Source organism: Marinobacter confluentis (assembly GCF_004785685.1).
Taxonomy (GTDB): domain Bacteria; phylum Pseudomonadota; class Gammaproteobacteria; order Pseudomonadales; family Oleiphilaceae; genus Marinobacter; species Marinobacter confluentis.
Genome location: NZ_SRPF01000002.1, coordinates 486765 through 503664 on the forward strand (window position 1 = coordinate 486765; position 16900 = coordinate 503664).

Here is a 16900-nt window from a genome sequence, read left to right on the forward strand (position 1 = left end):
AACCAAGTCAGCAGTCCTCAGTAATACCCCTGGCTCCGCAGATAGTCATCATAACTACCACTGAAATCCGTCACGCCTTCACCGGAAAGATCCAGAATGCGCGTGGCCAGGGACGACACAAATTCCCGGTCATGGCTGACAAAAATCAGTGTGCCCGGGTAGTTTTCCAGCGCCAGGTTCAACGCCTCGATGGATTCCATATCCAGGTGGTTGGTGGGCTCATCCATCAGCAGCACATTCGGCTTCTGCAGAATCAGTTTGCCGAACAGCATTCGGCCTTCCTCGCCACCGGAAATCACCTTCACCGACTTGCCAATCTCATCACCGGAAAACAGCATCCGCCCCAGCGTTCCGCGCACCATCTGCTCACCGTCCGGCGTCCACTGGGCCATCCAGTCGGCCAGGGTCATGTCGTTGGCAAAATCGTCGGAATGGTCCTGGGCGTAGTAGCCCACCTGAGCGCTATCGGTCCACTTCACCTCGCCGCTGTCCGGCACCATTTTTCCGGCCAGGCACTGCATCAGCGTGGTTTTACCGATGCCGTTGGGACCGATGATAGCCACCCGTTCCCCGGCTTCCACTTTCAGATCCAGATTATTGAACAGCGGATCGTTCTCGAATCCTTTGCTAAAGCCGTGCAACGTTACCGCCTGGCGATGCAGTTTCTTGGTCTGCTCGAAGCGGATAAAGGGGCTCACGCGGCTGGAGGGCTTTACTTCCTCAAGCTGGATCTTGTCGATCTGACGGGCACGGGAAGTCGCCTGCTTGGCTTTGGACGCGTTGGCCGAGAAGCGGCTGACAAACTGCTGCAGTTCGGCAATCTCTTTCTTCTTCTTGGCGTTATCCGACAGCATGCGCTCGCGGGCCTGGGTGGCGGCGGTCATGTACTCGTCGTAGTTGCCCGGGAACAGGCGCAGCTCACCGTAGTCCAGGTCCGCCATGTGGGTGCACACGCTATTCAGGAAGTGGCGGTCGTGGGAAATGATGATCATGGTGCTGTTGCGGGCCACCAGAATGTTTTCCAGCCAGCGGATAGTGTTGATGTCCAGGTGGTTGGTGGGCTCGTCCAGCAACAGGATATCCGGGTCGGAAAACAGTGCCTGGGCCAGCAGCACACGCAGCTTCCACCCTGGGGCAATAGCACTCATCAGGCCATTGTGCTGGCTTTCGGGAATATCCAGCCCCAACAGCAGTTCGCCGGCCCGGGCTTCAGCGGTATAGCCATCCAGCTCGGCAAACTGGACTTCAAGGTCCGCCACCGCCATGCCGTCTTCCTCGCTCATCTCCGCCAGCGAGTAGATGCGGTCGCGCTCCGCCTTCACCTGCCAGAGCTCTTCGTGTCCCATAATCACCGTATCCAGAACGGTACAGTCTTCATAACCGTACTGGTTCTGGCGCAGCTTACCCAAGCGCTGGTTGTGGTCCAGCATCACCTGACCGGCGGACGGCTCCAGATCTCCACCCAGGATTTTCATAAAGGTGGATTTGCCGCAACCATTGGCACCAATCAGGCCGTAGCGGTTGCCGTTACCAAATTTGACCGACACGTTTTCGAATAACGGGCGGGCGCCAAACTGCATGGTGATGTTTGCGGTGGAAATCAAAGGAACAATCCGTCATCAGGTGAATGCCCGGTTACACACCGGAACGAAAGGCGCGCATTGTACAGATTTCAGGCACAAACCGTGAGGCCGCAATAACACGGATAAAAAGGGCTTGCCTGAAATCGCTGTGGCGGGCAGCATTCAGGTTCGTGTAATTACGTAAAAAGCTAAATGAGGAAACATCACCATGGCACAGGCAACTGCCCGTCATATCCTGGTAGACAGCGAAGCAAAATGTGAAGAACTGAAAAAAGCCATTGAAGGCGGCGAAGACTTTGCGGAAGTGGCAAAGAAGCACTCATCCTGCCCCTCCGGCCGCAATGGCGGTGACCTGGGCTCCTTCGGCCCCGGTCAGATGGTGCCGGAATTCGACAAGGTGGTTTTCAGCGGCGACGTTAATACTGTACTTGGCCCGGTGAAAACACAGTTTGGCTACCACCTGCTGGAGGTGACCAGCCGGAGCTGATGGGTTTGCCCTCAGTTTTCTCCCGCCGGGGCCGTGCTGTTTTCTGGCTGGCTCTGGCGGGTCTCATCTGCCTGTTTCCCCTGTTTTTCATTGGCGGCCCCGGCTGGAGTGGCGGCCCGCTGATCATATCGGCCTGGAACCTCGGCCACCCCCTGTTTTTTGCTCTGCTCACGCTGGCTGTTCGGCCGTGGCGCTTTTATTCCGGCTGGAAACTCTGGCTGTATGGAACCGCAGCGGTGCTGCTTCTGGGCGCAGGCATCGAACTGCTGCAGTCCCTGGACACCCGGGACCCGGACACGGGGGACATGTTCCGCAATCTCACCGGCTTCTGGGCGGTCCTGGCGTTACGGCCGCTGGCAAGTTTCCAGCAATCCGGCAGGTTACAGGTACGGCTGCTTAGACTATTTGCCGCGGCCATGCTGGCCATCGATCTGATCACGGTCAGCCGGGTGGCGCTTCAGCAGGTTCAGGTCAGCCAGTGGCTACCAAATCTTTATGACTTCCGGCAGGCCAACCCCGGGGAGTTCTGGCGTGGCAACGTAACCACCAATACGGACGGCAGCTGTGGGCCCCTTCCCGACAACGCATTACACATCGGGCTCACGACCCGGCGCTATTCAGGCGCATCACTGGACAACCTGCCCTCGGACTGGCGGGGGTACCAGGCCCTGGAGATCCTGCTCTGGAATCCACAGGACTACAGCATACCGCTGACGCTCAGAATCAACGATATGACCCATGAGCAGAACAGTAATGTCTATCAGGACCGGTTCAATCGCACTCTGGACATTGCCCCAGGAATCAACCGGATTGAGCAGAGCCTGGCGGAGGTTGCCGTGGCGCCGAGTGGCCGGAAGATGGAAATGAACGATGTTCGCCGGTTGATGTTTTTCACCTCCAATCTGAACCAGCCCGCCCGCTTGTGTCTCGGTACGCTCAGGCTCAGGAAGACCCCAGAAAGCGAGTAAGCTGACGCCCTACGGCTTCCACCGGCTGGGTGATGGAATCCTGGATACTGCCGGTTACCACGCGCGTGAACCTGGCTCCGGCATCGGATTCAAGAAACCCGATGTAATCCTTCAGCTCGTCAACGGTCAGATCCTGGTAGGTGTAGAGGTAGGCATCGTAGACCTGCTGGGCGACCATTGCCCGAACCTGATCCCGGTTGCCTTCAATCATCTGTTTCAGACGGTCAAACCCCGGGCCATTGCTGCCCTGGAAGGCCGATATGGCTGTCGCCAGGCCCAACTGTACGGCTACGGTGGTGTCTACCGCGCTTTCAGTGGCGCGGGCTGCGCGATCATAGCGGGTGAACAGTGCGGCCCGGTCGCTGCCCTTGAACCTGGCCTGCATATCCGGCGCGCCCCGCTCAATCCGGGGCCAGACATCCGGGCTTGAAGCCGCGATCTCCGCCTGTGAAACCTTTTGGGCCAATGGCGTCTCATACCAGCGACCCACAGTTTTGAGCTGATCTTCATTCATCTCAGAGGACAGGTCTGATACCAGTGCCGACTGCATATCCGCTGCCCGGAAGGCATTGCGCACCACTGCGGTGACCGTGGTAACCACCATCGGGTCGGACTGCCCGCTCTGCCTCAGCCCCTGACGAACACCCTCGGTCATCATCGCCGGATACTGGGCCACAATATCGTCAACGGGCGAGGCCTCAAGCACCGACTTTGCCAGTGGACTGGCATGGGCAAAGCCAGGCAGCAACAACAGACAAACTAAAAGCGGTTTAATTTGGGATAGTGCGGGCATGAACTTAGTATCCTTGGTACGAAAGCCCCGTTATGCCACGAGCCGAGTAACCGACGCAAGATATGTCCAGACCCAGAAGACGCCAACTGCTGCCCGCAACATGGGCATCACGCCTGCGATGGTACGGTTTGCCGACCCTGGGGCTGATTATTACCATTCTGGTAACTTTGCGATTCAGCCTGCTGGAGCCGGATCCGCCGGCCAACCCGGAGGATATCTGCGAGATTTTTCGCGAACACCCGGTCTGGTATGACTACGCAAAGGATTCACAGGACCAGTGGGGCACTCCGATCGCGACTCAACTGGCGTTTGTGTATTACGAATCGTCTTTCCGCAGCCATGCCCGACCACCCCGAACGCAGCTCCTGGGCTTTATTCCCTGGCTTCGTCCCACCACTGCGTACGGCTATGCCCAGGCCCTGGACCCGGCCTGGGGCGAATACCTTCAGGCCAATGGAGGGGGCGTATCGGTGGTGCGCACCAACATGAAGTACGCGCTGGATTTTGTCGGCTGGTACAACCACCTGACCCGGAAAGAAACTGACATCACGCTGAATCAGCCAAGGGAGCTGTATCTGGCCTACCATGAAGGACGCGCGGGATACCGGCGGCAGACCTACCTTGCCAAACCGGCGGTGGTGTCCCTGTCAGAGCGGGTGCAGAACCGCGCCTTCCGTTATGACAACCAGCTGCAGAGCTGCGAGCAGGAATTCCAGTGCTGGCGCTTCTACCAGTTCTGGCCGTTTTGCGGAGACTGGTAAGCGGCTCAGGCCGTACCTTCAATATGGGGGCCAAGACCCAAAAGACGCTGGCCAAGAAATTCCATCACCAGGCGGACCCGGGCCATATGCCGGGTTTCGTTATTGACTATCAGCCACAGGTCCACCCCCTCACCTTCCAGTGGTGGCGTCAACCGCCTGAGGTCGGTGGTTATATCCCCAAGGTAACAGGGCAAAACGGCCAGACCGACCCCGGCTCTGGCCAGCGAATACATGGATTGCAGGCTGTTGCACCTCACCAGCGACCGGGTGTTCTTGAGGGACTTGCGATACCAACGCCCCGTCGCGAGATGGCTGAAGCTTTCGTCCGGCAATATCCAGCTGTTCAGCTCCGGGGCATTGTCCAGATCCATATCCGGATGCCGCTGGCAGTAATCCGGTGAGCCGTAGACCGCGGATTCGATGGTGGCGATCCGGTCGCCTTCCAGCGTGGCCTGAGGCTTGTTGACCGGGCGCAGGGTCAGGTCCGCATCGCGATGGCTGAGATTGAGCACATCGTTATCGGTCAGTACTTCCAGCTCAATGTCGGGGTAGGCCTGCAGCAGTTCCGACACCAGCGGGCCGATCAGGGCATTGACCATGACATCCGTTGCCGCCAGCCGGACTTTGCCAACCGGCACTGTATCTTGCCCAATCAGCTGGCGTTCCAGATTTTCCATGTCAGAAGCCAGCCGATCGGCCTCACGGAAGGCCGTTTCGCCCACGGGCGTGAGGTGCAGCCCTTCGCGGTCGCGCTCGAAGAACTGAATCCCCATCTGCTCTTCCATCTGGTCCAGCCTGCGGAGCACGGTGGTCTGATGCACACCGAGGATTTCGCCGGCTTTGGCAAAGGTTCCACCGGTGGCCAGGGCGTGAATATAACGAAGGTAGTCCCAATCCATAAATAACTGCATATTTGCAACGTTTGTACGGATTTTAACGTATTCACGCTGCAAAAACGAACCCGTAGAATTCATTGCATAGTCAGCTAATCAATTGCGACTCACTATCAACCCACTTATACAAAGGAGGAGGCGCTATGACTCAAATCCATAACGTATCTCATCACCCGCTGCCGTCCAGCATCCTCCACAACGGAAACGATGTCAGGCGCCAGTACACCCGTGCAGCAGCTCAGAGAGCATTCCAGGTGATCAGTTACAAAATCGGCTTCCTGAAGAAGCGCGCGGCCGATGTCACCCAGGACTACCAGCCAGGCATGCAGGGCTAACGCAGATTCAGCGTTACTGAACGAAAAACGCCGGAACCCCGATGTATTCGGGGCCCGGCGTTTTTTTATGCCTGTGAAAAGCCTCAGAACTCCCAGACCACCTTCTTCTTCTGGGCGAACCAGTCGTCCATCCTGCGGTTATAGAAATCCTCAAGCACGTTACGCTTGATCTTCATGGTAGGCGTCAGCATCCCGTTTTCCATGGTCCAGGGTTCTTTCACCACCACCGCAAACGCCAGCTTTTCATGGCCTTCGCACTCCCGGTTTACCGCGTCCAGCTCCTGGGCCAACTCCTTTTCCAGCTCATCACGGCTGCCACCGGCGTCAAGATCTGCCCTGGCCTCTTCCGATAGCAGAATCATCAGGCACGGCTGGGGCTGATTGGCACCGGCCACACAGACCACTTCCGCCTTGGGGTGGTTAAAGCGGTTCTCGATGGGCACCGGCACCACGTATTTGCCTTTGGATGTCTTGAACAGGTCTTTGACCCTGCCGGTGATCCGCAGGTAACCCTCGGCGTCGATCTCCCCCATGTCGCCGGTTTTCAGGAAACCGTCTTCAGTGATGTCTTCCCGGGTTTTCTCTTCGTTCTTGTAATAACCCAGCATCTGGCTGGGGCTGCGAACCTGCACTTCCTCACCCTCTGCCAGCCGGTGCTCGACACCCGGATTGGTCACACCCACGGTGCCGACTCTGGCCTGGCCCGGACGGTTGGCGTGGGAATAACCGAAGTTTTCGGACATGCCGTAGACTTCCAGCAGTTCCAGCCCAAGGTTTCGGTACCAGCCAATGATGTCGGCAGACAGGGGCGCGGCGCCGGTCAGTGCGGCACGGCAATGGTCCAGCCCCAGCTGCTTCAGAACCTTCTTCTTCACCAGTTTGTTCAGTACCGGCAGGTTAAACAGAATCTTCTGCTTTTTGGGTGGCAGCTTGCTGTTGATGGCCAGATAGAACTTCATCCACAGGCGCGGCACCGAGAAAAACAGCGTCGGTTTGGCCCGCTGGAGATCTTCCTGGAAGGTATCCAGTGAGTTGGCAAAGTACAGGTGGAAACCGTAGTAGAGCGACTGAGTTTCAACCGCCGCACGTTCAGCCACGTGGGCCAGGGGCAGATAGGACAGCATCCGTTCTTCATTGGACACCGGGAAGATCTGCTGGAGCCCGTGAGCCGCCGCGATCATGGTGCGGAAGCTGTGCATCACGCCCTTGGGGCGCCCGGTGCTGCCGGAGGTATAAACAATGGTGGACATGTCATCCGGGTCCGGAAGCTTTGGCTCCGCCGGTTCATTCTGTTCGATGATCTCCACCCATTTTGGGGTATCGTCCCTGGGCGACATGGGCAGGGAAACAATCGGCAGGTCTGCCGGAATATGGTCCCTGATATCGTTCCAGCCATCGGCTTTGCCGTCCATCTTGCCCAGGAACAGCAGTTTGGCCTCGCTGTGTTCCAGTATGTAGGCCGCCGTGTCGCCGTTCAGGGTGGGATAAAGTGGTACTGATACATGCCCAGCGGCCCAGATCGCCAGGTCGCTCAGAATCCAGTGGGCGCTGTTCTTGCCAAGAATGGCGATATTGCTGCGCTCGGGAATACCAAGGCCGTTGAGGTAGGTCGCCATACGCAGCACCTGGTCCGCTGCCTGCTTCCAGGTAATGTCTTCGGTGGAGCCGTCGGAAAATGGTTGGGTCAGATACACTTTGTCCGGTGTTTTTTCCGCCCAGTAAAATAGGCAGTGGATCGATGTCTGTTTCTGGCTTTCATCGGCCATCGAAGGCTCCTTTTTATTTATAATTGAACCGTTTTTTTATTCTGCAAAGATAGAACATTGCGAAGCAAAACACACTTTTACGCGTGACAAGGTCGGCAATTAGTCTAGAGTGATTGCCGCTCGTGCCCTGACTCAAAAAGGTATTCCATGCAGGACCTGATTCTCTATCACTATTCCATGTCGCCCTTCGCCGAGAAAATGCGCGCCATGCTCGGCTATACCGGCATTCCCTGGCAGTCCGTAACGGTTCGTGAGATGCCACCCCGCAAGGTGCTATCGATTCTTGCCGGTGGTTATCGCAAAGTGCCCGTGGCCCAGATTGGCGCCGATGTGTTCTGCGACACCCGGGTCATTTCTGATGAGCTGGCCCGCATCAGCGGCCGACCGGAGCTCAGCCTTGACGGCCAGCCTCAGGAGATCCTCGATTTCGTCCGCAAGGCGGACCTGGAGATCTTCTTTGCCTGCGTGATGTCCGCCAGCGACAAGAACATGTTGAAGAAGCTGATCAAGGAAACGTCGCTGTGGAATGCCTTTCTGTTCTTGAAAGACCGAATGGCGATGGGCAAAACATCCCGCGTTCGCACCGCCCGTGGCCCCAAGGCGAAAGCCGTGGTGCTTGAGCATATGGCGGCCATGGAACAGATGCTGACCAGCGATTTCCTGTTCAGCGACCAGCCCACCATTGCGGATTTCTCGGCCTATCACGGCCTCTGGTTCGTCACCGAACTGGGGGAAAAGCCGTGGATTGAGGATTACCCGAAAGTGAAGGACTGGCTGGCGCGCATGAAAGCCTTTGGCCATGGCAGCAGCCAGAAGATAGGGGACAAACAGGGGCTGGATACCGCCAAAGCCGCCAGCCCGCGCGCCCTGGCATCAGCCAGCGAAGATCCCCTGACCGGCCAGCGGGTGACGGTGGCTCCGGATGACTATGGTCGCGACCCCGTCAAAGGCACCCTGGTGTTCGCCGACGACCGGCGCATCATCCTGTCCCGCAGTCACAAGCGCGTTGGCGAGGTTCACGTCCATTTCCCCCGCCAGGGATTTACGCTTGAGGCGGCTGAAGCGAGCCAATAACGCCGCTTAAAAAATCGTCCATCAGTGATTGCGGGGCCAGCGCCGAGCCATCGGCCCGTCCGCCCTGCCACTGGCGGATTTCCTGAAGCAGCGATTTCATCAGCCCTTCAAAGGCAGGTTCAGACAGGCCCCGCTCAAACGCTGACTGGGCCAGCCCCTGCAGGTCCCGGGCAAGCCCGCCCAGGGGCCTGAGCTGGGCATTTTCAGCCGGCTGCGCAGACACGGATTCGTAGGCGGCAGCCGATACGATTCGGGTTGAGGTCAGGCTGAGACTGAAACTTGCCAGGGCGTCGCCACCCAGATTCAGATCCTGTGCCTTGCGGAAGGCGCCCTGAATATCGCCATCGAAAAACCGCTCAGAAACTTTCCCGACCTTCTCGAACAGCTTCGCTAGCGCCTGCTGCTCCTCGCTGTTCAGGTCACCCTCAACGCTGAAGGAATAGCGTCCGGAAAAGGCGTCGATGGTGCTCAATTCCGTGGTGCGGCCATTCTCGCCCGTGGTGGTCTGTCCAGATGCGCCACTGTAGCGCTGCTCGGCCATCTGCACAGTTACCTTGTCGCCTTCTTCGGTGGTCACCTCGAAGGAAAATAGCGATTCGACAGCTCGCTCTACCCGATAGCCGGATGAAGTCTCCGGCTGCGCCACAACGGTCCCGCTCTTACCCTCGACAAACTGGTCACGCAAGCCATCAAGGCCGCTCTGTATCCGGCTGTAGCTGTCGTCAATGTCACTACCAAGCTGGTCATTCATCAGACCCATGGCCTGAATCTGTTCGCGGGCTTCGGCAAACCCCTGTTCTACTCCGGCCCTGGCGTCTGACAGCAACCCGGCCAGACGTTCCGGATCAGCACCGGCGCGGGCCTCAGCCTGCAGGCGCTGCTGCACAAACCCCAGAATCCGCTGGGCCACCACTTCCGCCGAAGGCGCTTCAAAGGCGGGCGCGGAAAATCGCCCGGACGCGCTTGCAGGCAGGTTGCCTAACTGCTGCTCAAGACGCTGGGACAAGCGGGCTTTCAACACATTCATCGCGTCTTCAACAGTGCGGATGTCTGAACCCTGGGACTTCTGAGCTTTTTGATCGCCGGTCACGCCCTGATTCGCAACGTCGCCGCGACCACGTCCGGGCTGACTGCCAGACGGCGACTCGGTGGTGGACCTTGAAAAGCCGGGCACGTTAATGGGGGAAACCATGACAATCATCCTCGATTCCTGAATAAACAGGTTATCGACCGGCACCAGCAGCCCATTAAGAACATTTGGGTATTAGGCCCAAGCCTTACTAACGACGAAAGCGGGTTTCAAGCACGACAGCGGAATTGGTGCGCTCGACACCCTCAAGATTGCCGATCTGGTCCAGTACGGCGCTCAGTTCCTCAAGCGACTGGGCCTGAACGATGGCGATCAGATCGTACTCACCGCTGACGGAATACAGCTGGGACACCTGGCTGATAGCTTCCAGAGCCCGGTTGGTGCGGGCCGTCAGTTTCTGCAGCACCTTGATCGAAACATGGGCTTCTACCTGGCTGGCCGCATATTCACCACCCAGTTCCACTGAATAGCCACGGATAGCGCCGGAAGCTTCCAGCCTGGCGATGCGATTCTGCACGGTCGAGCGCGACAGGTTCAGCTGCCGCGCCAGATCCGACACGCTGATGCGGGCATTCTGGCGCAGGTGCAGTAGCAACGTCTGATCCTGGGGACTGAGCCTGTTAGTTTTCATGATTGCCATAATGATAAAAATATCTGTTAATTTGCCATAATTGTAAGTCAATCTATCATTTTTATCACTGCAATATGGCATCAGGCCAGGTCATACTGGGGCAAACCGGAAGAGGATTCCCCCATGATCATTCGCCCCGTCGCCATGAGCGACCTTGCTGAACTCAAAACCATTGCCGCCGAATCCGGCCCCGGTTTCACCTCGCTGGTGAATGATCATGATTTTCTGGTCCAGAAGATCGAACGTTCTATAGCCAGTTTTGCCGATGCCAACGGGCAACAGGCGGCCGGGAGCTATCTGTTCGTGCTGGTGGAGCCGAACACCGGCAGCATCATGGGCACCACCGGCATTGAGGCATCAGTAGGCACCCGGCGCCCGCTTTACCACTACCGCGTAGGCCATGCCACACGCCAGTCGCCCACCCTTGGGCTGAGCCGCCATCAACAGACACTGACCCTTTGCAACCACTACAAAGGCGGTAGTGAAATCTGCACGCTTTACCTGCGCCCGCAGTATCGACGCGCCTGGGCGGGCAAACTGCTGTCCCGGGTGCGGTTCCTGTTCATGGCCCAGCACCCGGAAAGATTCGCCAACACCGTGATTGCCGAAATGCGGGGCGTGTCTGACCCATCCGGCGAATCCCCCTTCTGGCGCTGGTTGCAGACACACTTTGTCGACCTGGATTTTGCCACCGTCAGCCAGATGGTCGGCACCGGCGACAACGGCTTTATTGCGGACCTGATGCCGGAACACCCCCTGTATACCAGCCTGATGGATGAACCGGCACGGGCCGTAATTGGCAAGGTCCATCCGGATACACGTCCGGCCTTGCATATGCTCGAGTCGGAGGGCTTCCGGTTCAACGGCTTTATCGACCCGTTTGACGGCGGGCCAACGATAGAAGCCCCGGTCCAGACGCTGCGATCAGTTCGCCAATCCAGCCACTGCCGCGCGCGCATTGGGCCTGACAGAACGCCTTCAAAAGCCCCATGGACAAACGGCGGACAGGGTAAGACACTGATGGTCGCAAACACCAGTTTGGCGGATTTCCGGGCGACCATCACCACCGCCGCCCGCTATCTGCCGGCCCACCAGCTACTGGAAATCCCCGAGTCCCTGGCAAACAGCCTGGGCCTGGACATCGACAGCATGGGCGGTGCCGACGTCTGGTTTGCTGACCTGGAGGCCGCGGGCCAGAACCAGAACCGGGCAATGGCCACAAGCCGCCAATCAGACCCCATCAAGGAGGCGTTCCGTGCACACTGACAGAGACACCCTGTTCCAGAACCTGTGGGAAAACTATTGCGAGGTGACACCGTCAGCCGGGCACATCCACCGGCTGCTGGACAACACCCAGGGCAAGGCCATCGTCAACGATCACATCGCGCTTCGAACCTTCAACCCGGACAGGCTCAACCTGGAAAAGCTGGCGGCGCATTTCAAGGCCCTGGGCTATCAGCAGGGCGGCGAATATCATTTCAAAGCCAAGAAGCTGTATGCCCAACATTTTGAACACCCGGACCCGACCGCCCCCAAAGTTTTCATTTCCGAGCTCTTGGTCGACCAGTGCTCGGCGGCTCTGCAGTCCACCGTTCACGCCCTGGTAGACGCAGTGGATCCGTCAGTGACCACTGCCGACAACTTCCTCTATTCCGGTCGCCACTGGGATCTCGATTACGCCACCTATCAACAGCTTCTGGAGGAGAGCGAGTACGCCGCATGGCTTGCCGCCTGGGGCTATCGCGCCAACCACTTTACCGTCAGCGTGAACCATCTGAGCCAGTTCAAAACCCTGGCGGAGGTCAACCAGCGCCTGAAAGATGAGGGCTACCAGTTGAACAGCTCCGGCGGTGAGATCAAAGGCTCACCGGAGGAACTCCTGGAGCAGTCTTCCACCATGGCGGATCGCGCGGAGGTGGCATTCTCCGACAAGAATGCCATCATCCCGAGCTGCTTTTACGAGTTTGCCCTGCGCTATCCCAAAGCCGACGGACAGCTCTACAGCGGGTTTGTGGCCGCCTCTGCCGACAAGATCTTCGAAAGTACTGATAGCAACCGCACTGACAACAAACGCTGAAGCAGAGACAATCCCGACATCATTTCGTAGACGACAGTGATTGCAAACTTATTGTCTGATAAGGGTTTTTGATGTTCGGTGATTTAAGCGTTGTGTGGATGGGGTCGATCGCCAGCCTGCTGGCCGGCCTGGGCACGGGTGTCGGCGCGCTGGGTGTGTTTGCTGTCCGCCGCCTGACACCCTCGCTGCAGGATGGCATGCTCAGCGCCGCAGCGGGCGTGATGCTCGCTGCTTCCTTCTTCTCGCTGCTGTTACCGGGCATTGAATACGGCGAAGAACTCACAGGGACAACCTGGACCGCGACGCTCATTGTCATCCTGGGATTGCTGATGGGCGCCATTTTGCTCTACATGATTCACCAGCGCCTGCCCCACGAACACTTCCGGCTTGGCCGGGAAGGGCCGCAAAGCGCTCGTGTCCGCCGCATCTGGCTATTCATCATTGCCATTGCACTGCATAACTTTCCCGAGGGCATGGCGGTCGGCGTTGGTTTTGGCGGCGGCAATATTGGTAACGGCACCGCTCTGGCGATCGGCATTGGCCTGCAGAATATTCCTGAAGGCCTGGCAGTGGCCATATCCCTGCTGGCCATTGAAAAGTCGAGGTTGAAGGCGTTCACCATCGCCCTGCTCACAGGGCTGCTGGAGCCACTGGGCGGGTTGTTTGGCAGCACCATGGTGTGGCTAGCAGAGCCACTGATGCCCTGGACCCTGGGCTTTGCGGCCGGCGCGATGATCTTCATCATCAGCGATGAAATCATTCCCGAAACCCACCGCGGCGAACACAAAACCCTGGCGACCTTCTCGCTGCTGGGCGGTTTCGTGGTGATGATGTTTCTGGACGCAACCCTGGGTTAGGCCTGCTTTGATACGCCAAAGCCCGCGTCAGGCTGACGCAATCACCTGAAACATTCCGATGCTGCTGACAATCAGCAGCACCGAACCCAGCACCCTGAAAAACACCGGGGTCTCGGCTTTGAGTATCCGGTCGTGAGCATAAAGCCCGATAATATGGCCCACCGCAGCGCAGGGCAGAAGCCAGAGGTGATGGATCAGCTGCAGGTCAATATCCAGCCAAATAAACGCCGCCATCTTGATCAGCACCAGAATGAACCAGAGCGCAAACAGCGTGTCCCGCAGCTTCTCCTTCGGCAGATGCTGGGCCACCACCGCAATAATCAGGGGTGCACCGATCAGCGAGGTACCACTGACGTAACCACCCAGCATCAGGAACACCACATCAATAAACCGGTTGTTACTGCGAAACGGACGGTCGAGAATGTAGGACATGGAATACACCGCCACAATCACGAAAATAATCAGGCTCATGATGTCTGAAGGCAGGGTAATCAGGCCGAATACGCCGATCAGTTTCGGCACAATCATGATCGCCAGAATGCGCCAGAGGTAGCGCCAGTCGACGGTGCCAGCGGATGCCCTGCCCTGATCGTCAACTCTTGATGACTTTCGATTATTCATCCAGATGGTGAGCGACGAAAATACCAGCAGATGCACCGCAATCAGTGGCAGGAACAGCAGCGGGTTGTCTACCACCAGCAACAGAAACGGCAGCGACAGCACCGCACCGCCAAATCCCAGCCCGGAACGGACAAAACCACTCCAGACAAAAATCAGACCGATCAGGACATACTGGTACAACGCCAGGTCAGACATATGGTTACTCGACAGTGCTACTAACTAGATAGTGCTGCTCGGATGACGTCAGCCAAGCCACAGGAAACCAGGGGCTGAGAGCATACCCATCACCTTTCCTTACTTCCAGTAACAAATAGGCTACTTTTTTACCGTTGCGGCCGGCGCCGTCACTGACTAAATATTAAGCAATGACTCTTCCGGGATTCCGCCAGAGCCTTCAAAACCAATTTAATAACAATCATGGCACCATCGAACTGAAGACCGCGAACTCAGTCGCATGGTGGAGGGAACCAGCTATGTCAGCAGCAGTTGAGCACCTTGAAGAACGGCTTGAAGATGCCGGTGAACTACTTGAAGACATCATGCCATCGGCAATCACATTGGCAATGATGCTGCGCCAGCGCACCATGGCGGCCTGGATGCGCACCGAATTTGACGGATACGCCAACGTAGACGACCTGCCCCCCTACCGGCGTGACGTGATGGGTTACATTGTTGCCCGATCACCGCAATATGGCTGGATACCGGCCCCGGTCGACGATAAACAGAAGCAGAAGTTCGGGCGTAGGGATATGCTGGAAGGCGTGAAGTCCCTTGAGAAAACCTGTCTCAAATGCAAAAAAGGCACAGGCAACCGGATTGTCTTTGATAAAGAGGAAATGGCGCTTCTGCAGTCAAACATCAACCTGACGGCCGAACTGGCTATTACCATCAGCCGGGAAAACTACAATCGGTTGCTGCGGGTTATCCGGACTTCGCTGTATCTCTGGTGTCAGGAGCTCAAGGCCGCCGGCATTGGCGGTGATCACAATTCCTACAGTGCCACTGAACGCGCCGGCGCAGCACATCTGGACAACCCGGAGTTGTTCTGGCGTCCGGCCATGGAAAACACGACGGACCAGCGCATTCCGGACGTCCGGGAGGTCGGCTTCTTCGACCGGTTCTTCGGGCGCGCAAGCTAGACCGGTCAGCGGTCAGTCAGTTTGATCTCGATCCGTCGGTTTCGCTGAAGCGCCTCAGCGGAACCGCCCTGATCTACCGGGAAATACTCGCCAAAACCTGCCGCCGCCATTCTGGACTGGGGCACTCCTTCTGACGCCAGATACCTCACCACAGCCACTGCCCTGGCCGTGGACAGTTCCCAGTTGGATGGAAACTCTTCGGTGTTGATTGGAACACGGTCAGTATGGCCATCGATACGCAGTATCCAGTCGATATCACCGGGGATTTCTGACACTACGTCCAGCAATACGCTGGCGAGCTTGTCCAGTTCCTGCTGGCCACTCTCATCAAGGCTTGCGGAGCCTGAGGCAAACAGCAGCTCGGACGGCAGAAGGAAGCGGTCGCCCACTATCCGGATGTTCTCGTTATCCTGAAGGATTTCCCGAAGCCGGCCAAAAAACTCCGACTGATAACGCTCAAGCTGATTGACCCGCTCTGCCAGCAGGGTATTCAGGCGCTTACCCACATCGGCAAGCTCTGCCTCTTTTTCCGCCGTCACCTCTTTTTGCAGACGCAATGCCGCGGCTATTCTGGCCAGTTGGTCCTGCAATGCCGCAATCTGCCTTGAAAGCTGCAGAATGATCGCCTGCCGGGCTTCGGACTGTTCGGCCTGCTGCGCCATACGCGCTTCAGCATTGAACTGCTGTTCCAGGCGGCTGTCGCGCTCTTCTTCCAGAGCCTCTGACAGCTCGGCTTTCTCCGCCAGGGTTTCGCCGTATTCGGTCTGAAGCGCAGACATCGCCTGCTCCAGCGCCTGGGTCTCTTCCTGTTCAAGGCCCAGGAGCCGGGAGATTTCCTGCAGCCGGCTATTTAACCGGGCCAGCTCTGAATCCCTGTCAGACAGGACCTGGGCCAGGTAAAGCTGGCTGACCACGTAGATCATCAACATGAAAATGATCAGCATCAACAGGGCTGACAGGGCATCGACATAACCGGGCCACACGTTGATGGTGCTCCGGCTCCGGCGCTTGGATCCAATCATGGCTGATCCGTCAGCTCGTTCTCGTCATAGACTTCCGCGGCGCGCCCCACCAGGTTGGTGACGCCAGTCAGCCACTCTTCCAGGCCGTCGTAAAAGCGATTCTGGGCGTGGCCTGCCTGTATATCCAGAAACCCCAGAATCAGAGAGCCACCCAGCCCCAGCAGGGACGAACTGAACGCGGTGCCCATGCCCTCCAACGGCTCCAGCAACCCGGCCTGCAGCCGGCCAAACACCTTGCCGAAATCTTCCTGGCCCATATCCAGATCAACAATCACAGCACCCACTGCATTGATAGTGCCCAGCAGGCCCCAGAAGGTACCCAGCAGACCCAGGAAAATCAGCAGACTGATAAAGTAGCGGGTGATTTCCCGCTGCTCGTCCATGCGGCTGTGAATGCCGTCGAGCACGGTGCGCAGGGAAAGCGTGGACAGCGAAAACCGGTCGCGCTTGGCATCGTCATTGAGCTGGCGCGCCAGCGGCTTTAGCAGGCGGGGTTCCTGCAAGACCGACAGCCCGGCGTTGCCGGTCCGGAACTGGGCAATCCAGCGCAGTTCCGGAAACAGCACAAATACCTGCCGATAGGTGATGGCAATCCCCACCAACAACACGCCCAGGATCAGGAGATTGAACACCCAGTTAGCCAGGAAAGCCGTCTGAAGGGGCTGGTACAGCAGTGCGCAAACCACCACCACGACGGCCAGAAAGGTGGTCATCCAGAACAGGGTGTGCTTGGGGTTACTCATGAAAGGCACCGATCAGAAACAAGGGTATGCCCTAACGCTAGCACACACCCCGGACCCGTG

General features: G+C 57.8%; 18 protein-coding genes. 9 read left to right on the forward strand and 9 right to left on the reverse strand.

The features are described from left to right. Positions 1–17: 17 nt before the first annotated feature. Positions 18–1604, reverse strand: coding sequence for an ABC-F family ATPase (locus tag E5Q11_RS07705; protein ID WP_135802822.1), 1587 nt, complete (start codon positions 1602–1604; stop codon positions 18–20). 187 nt (positions 1605–1791) lie between these two features. Here E5Q11_RS07705 and E5Q11_RS07710 point away from each other — a divergent pair, with 187 nt between their 5' ends. Together E5Q11_RS07710 and E5Q11_RS07715 are read left to right on the forward strand one after the other, a co-directional pair. Beyond that, positions 1792–2070 carry a peptidylprolyl isomerase gene (locus tag E5Q11_RS07710; RefSeq protein WP_135802823.1) on the forward strand — a complete coding sequence of 93 codons (279 nt, stop codon included), beginning with the start codon at positions 1792–1794 and terminating at the stop codon, positions 2068–2070. After that, positions 2070–3038, forward strand: a complete 969-nt coding sequence (locus E5Q11_RS07715) for a VanZ family protein (RefSeq protein ID WP_135802824.1) — start codon at positions 2070–2072, stop codon at positions 3036–3038. Before E5Q11_RS07710 ends, E5Q11_RS07715 begins: the two co-directional genes overlap by 1 nt. On the opposite strand, the gene E5Q11_RS07720 is transcribed toward E5Q11_RS07715, so the two are convergent. Then, entirely contained in the window at positions 3013–3831 is an 819-nt protein-coding gene (locus E5Q11_RS07720) for a DUF2059 domain-containing protein (RefSeq protein ID WP_135802825.1), read from the reverse strand. The two genes, E5Q11_RS07715 and E5Q11_RS07720, sit on opposite strands and share 26 nt — an antisense overlap. A 62-nt stretch (positions 3832–3893) precedes the next feature. Between E5Q11_RS07720 and E5Q11_RS07725 the strand changes: the two genes are divergently transcribed. Continuing rightward, entirely contained in the window at positions 3894–4592 is a 699-nt protein-coding gene (locus tag E5Q11_RS07725) for a transglycosylase SLT domain-containing protein (RefSeq protein WP_135802826.1), read from the forward strand. A gap of 5 nt (positions 4593–4597) precedes the next feature. On the opposite strand, the gene E5Q11_RS07730 is transcribed toward E5Q11_RS07725, so the two are convergent. Further along, entirely contained in the window at positions 4598–5491 is an 894-nt protein-coding gene (locus tag E5Q11_RS07730; protein WP_135802827.1) for a LysR family transcriptional regulator, read from the reverse strand. A gap of 137 nt (positions 5492–5628) precedes the next feature. Between E5Q11_RS07730 and E5Q11_RS07735 the strand changes: the two genes are divergently transcribed. Next, the gene (locus E5Q11_RS07735) at positions 5629–5820 is read left to right on the forward strand and encodes a hypothetical protein (RefSeq protein WP_135802828.1); all 192 of its coding nucleotides are present in this window, start codon (positions 5629–5631) and stop codon (positions 5818–5820) included. 83 nt (positions 5821–5903) lie between these two features. On the opposite strand, the gene E5Q11_RS07740 is transcribed toward E5Q11_RS07735, so the two are convergent. Further along, positions 5904–7586 carry an AMP-binding protein gene (locus tag E5Q11_RS07740; protein WP_135802829.1) on the reverse strand — a complete coding sequence of 561 codons (1683 nt, stop codon included), beginning with the start codon at positions 7584–7586 and terminating at the stop codon, positions 5904–5906. A gap of 147 nt (positions 7587–7733) precedes the next feature. Between E5Q11_RS07740 and E5Q11_RS07745 the strand changes: the two genes are divergently transcribed. Then, a complete protein-coding gene (locus tag E5Q11_RS07745; protein WP_135802830.1) occupies positions 7734–8660 on the forward strand; it encodes a glutathione S-transferase family protein in 927 nt (308 codons plus the stop codon). On the opposite strand, the gene E5Q11_RS07750 is transcribed toward E5Q11_RS07745, so the two are convergent. Next, positions 8629–9852, reverse strand: coding sequence for a DUF5610 domain-containing protein (locus E5Q11_RS07750; protein WP_135802831.1), 1224 nt, complete (start codon positions 9850–9852; stop codon positions 8629–8631). The two genes, E5Q11_RS07745 and E5Q11_RS07750, sit on opposite strands and share 32 nt — an antisense overlap. A gap of 88 nt (positions 9853–9940) precedes the next feature. Next, positions 9941–10381: an Lrp/AsnC family transcriptional regulator gene (locus E5Q11_RS07755; RefSeq protein ID WP_135802832.1), complete on the reverse strand. Its 441-nt coding sequence runs from the start codon at positions 10379–10381 to the stop codon at positions 9941–9943. 123 nt (positions 10382–10504) lie between these two features. On the opposite strand from E5Q11_RS07755, the gene E5Q11_RS07760 reads away from it, so the two are divergent. From E5Q11_RS07760 to E5Q11_RS07770, 3 genes are all read left to right on the forward strand, one after another. Further along, positions 10505–11647, forward strand: coding sequence for an arginine N-succinyltransferase (locus E5Q11_RS07760; protein WP_135802833.1), 1143 nt, complete (start codon positions 10505–10507; stop codon positions 11645–11647). Further along, positions 11637–12458 (forward strand): DUF1338 domain-containing protein, encoded by an 822-nt coding sequence (locus E5Q11_RS07765; RefSeq protein ID WP_135802834.1) that lies wholly within the window; start codon positions 11637–11639, stop codon positions 12456–12458. The genes E5Q11_RS07760 and E5Q11_RS07765 overlap by 11 nt, the downstream gene beginning before the upstream one ends. Positions 12459–12529: 71 nt before the next feature. Then, positions 12530–13315 (forward strand): ZIP family metal transporter, encoded by a 786-nt coding sequence (locus E5Q11_RS07770; RefSeq protein WP_135802835.1) that lies wholly within the window; start codon positions 12530–12532, stop codon positions 13313–13315. Between the two features lie 27 nt (positions 13316–13342). On the opposite strand, the gene E5Q11_RS07775 is transcribed toward E5Q11_RS07770, so the two are convergent. Then, positions 13343–14131: a sulfite exporter TauE/SafE family protein gene (locus tag E5Q11_RS07775; RefSeq protein ID WP_135802836.1), complete on the reverse strand. Its 789-nt coding sequence runs from the start codon at positions 14129–14131 to the stop codon at positions 13343–13345. A 278-nt stretch (positions 14132–14409) separates the two neighbouring features. Here E5Q11_RS07775 and E5Q11_RS07780 point away from each other — a divergent pair, with 278 nt between their 5' ends. Continuing rightward, entirely contained in the window at positions 14410–15075 is a 666-nt protein-coding gene (locus tag E5Q11_RS07780; RefSeq protein WP_135802837.1) for an AbiTii domain-containing protein, read from the forward strand. Between the two features lie 5 nt (positions 15076–15080). Here the strand turns inward: E5Q11_RS07780 and E5Q11_RS07785 are convergent, their stop codons facing one another. Together E5Q11_RS07785 and E5Q11_RS07790 are read right to left on the reverse strand one after the other, a co-directional pair. Beyond that, positions 15081–16097 (reverse strand): peptidoglycan -binding protein, encoded by a 1017-nt coding sequence (locus E5Q11_RS07785; RefSeq protein WP_135802838.1) that lies wholly within the window; start codon positions 16095–16097, stop codon positions 15081–15083. Next, positions 16094–16840: a flagellar motor protein MotA gene (locus E5Q11_RS07790; protein WP_135802839.1), complete on the reverse strand. Its 747-nt coding sequence runs from the start codon at positions 16838–16840 to the stop codon at positions 16094–16096. Before E5Q11_RS07790 ends, E5Q11_RS07785 begins: the two co-directional genes overlap by 4 nt. Positions 16841–16900: the final 60 nt, after the last annotated feature.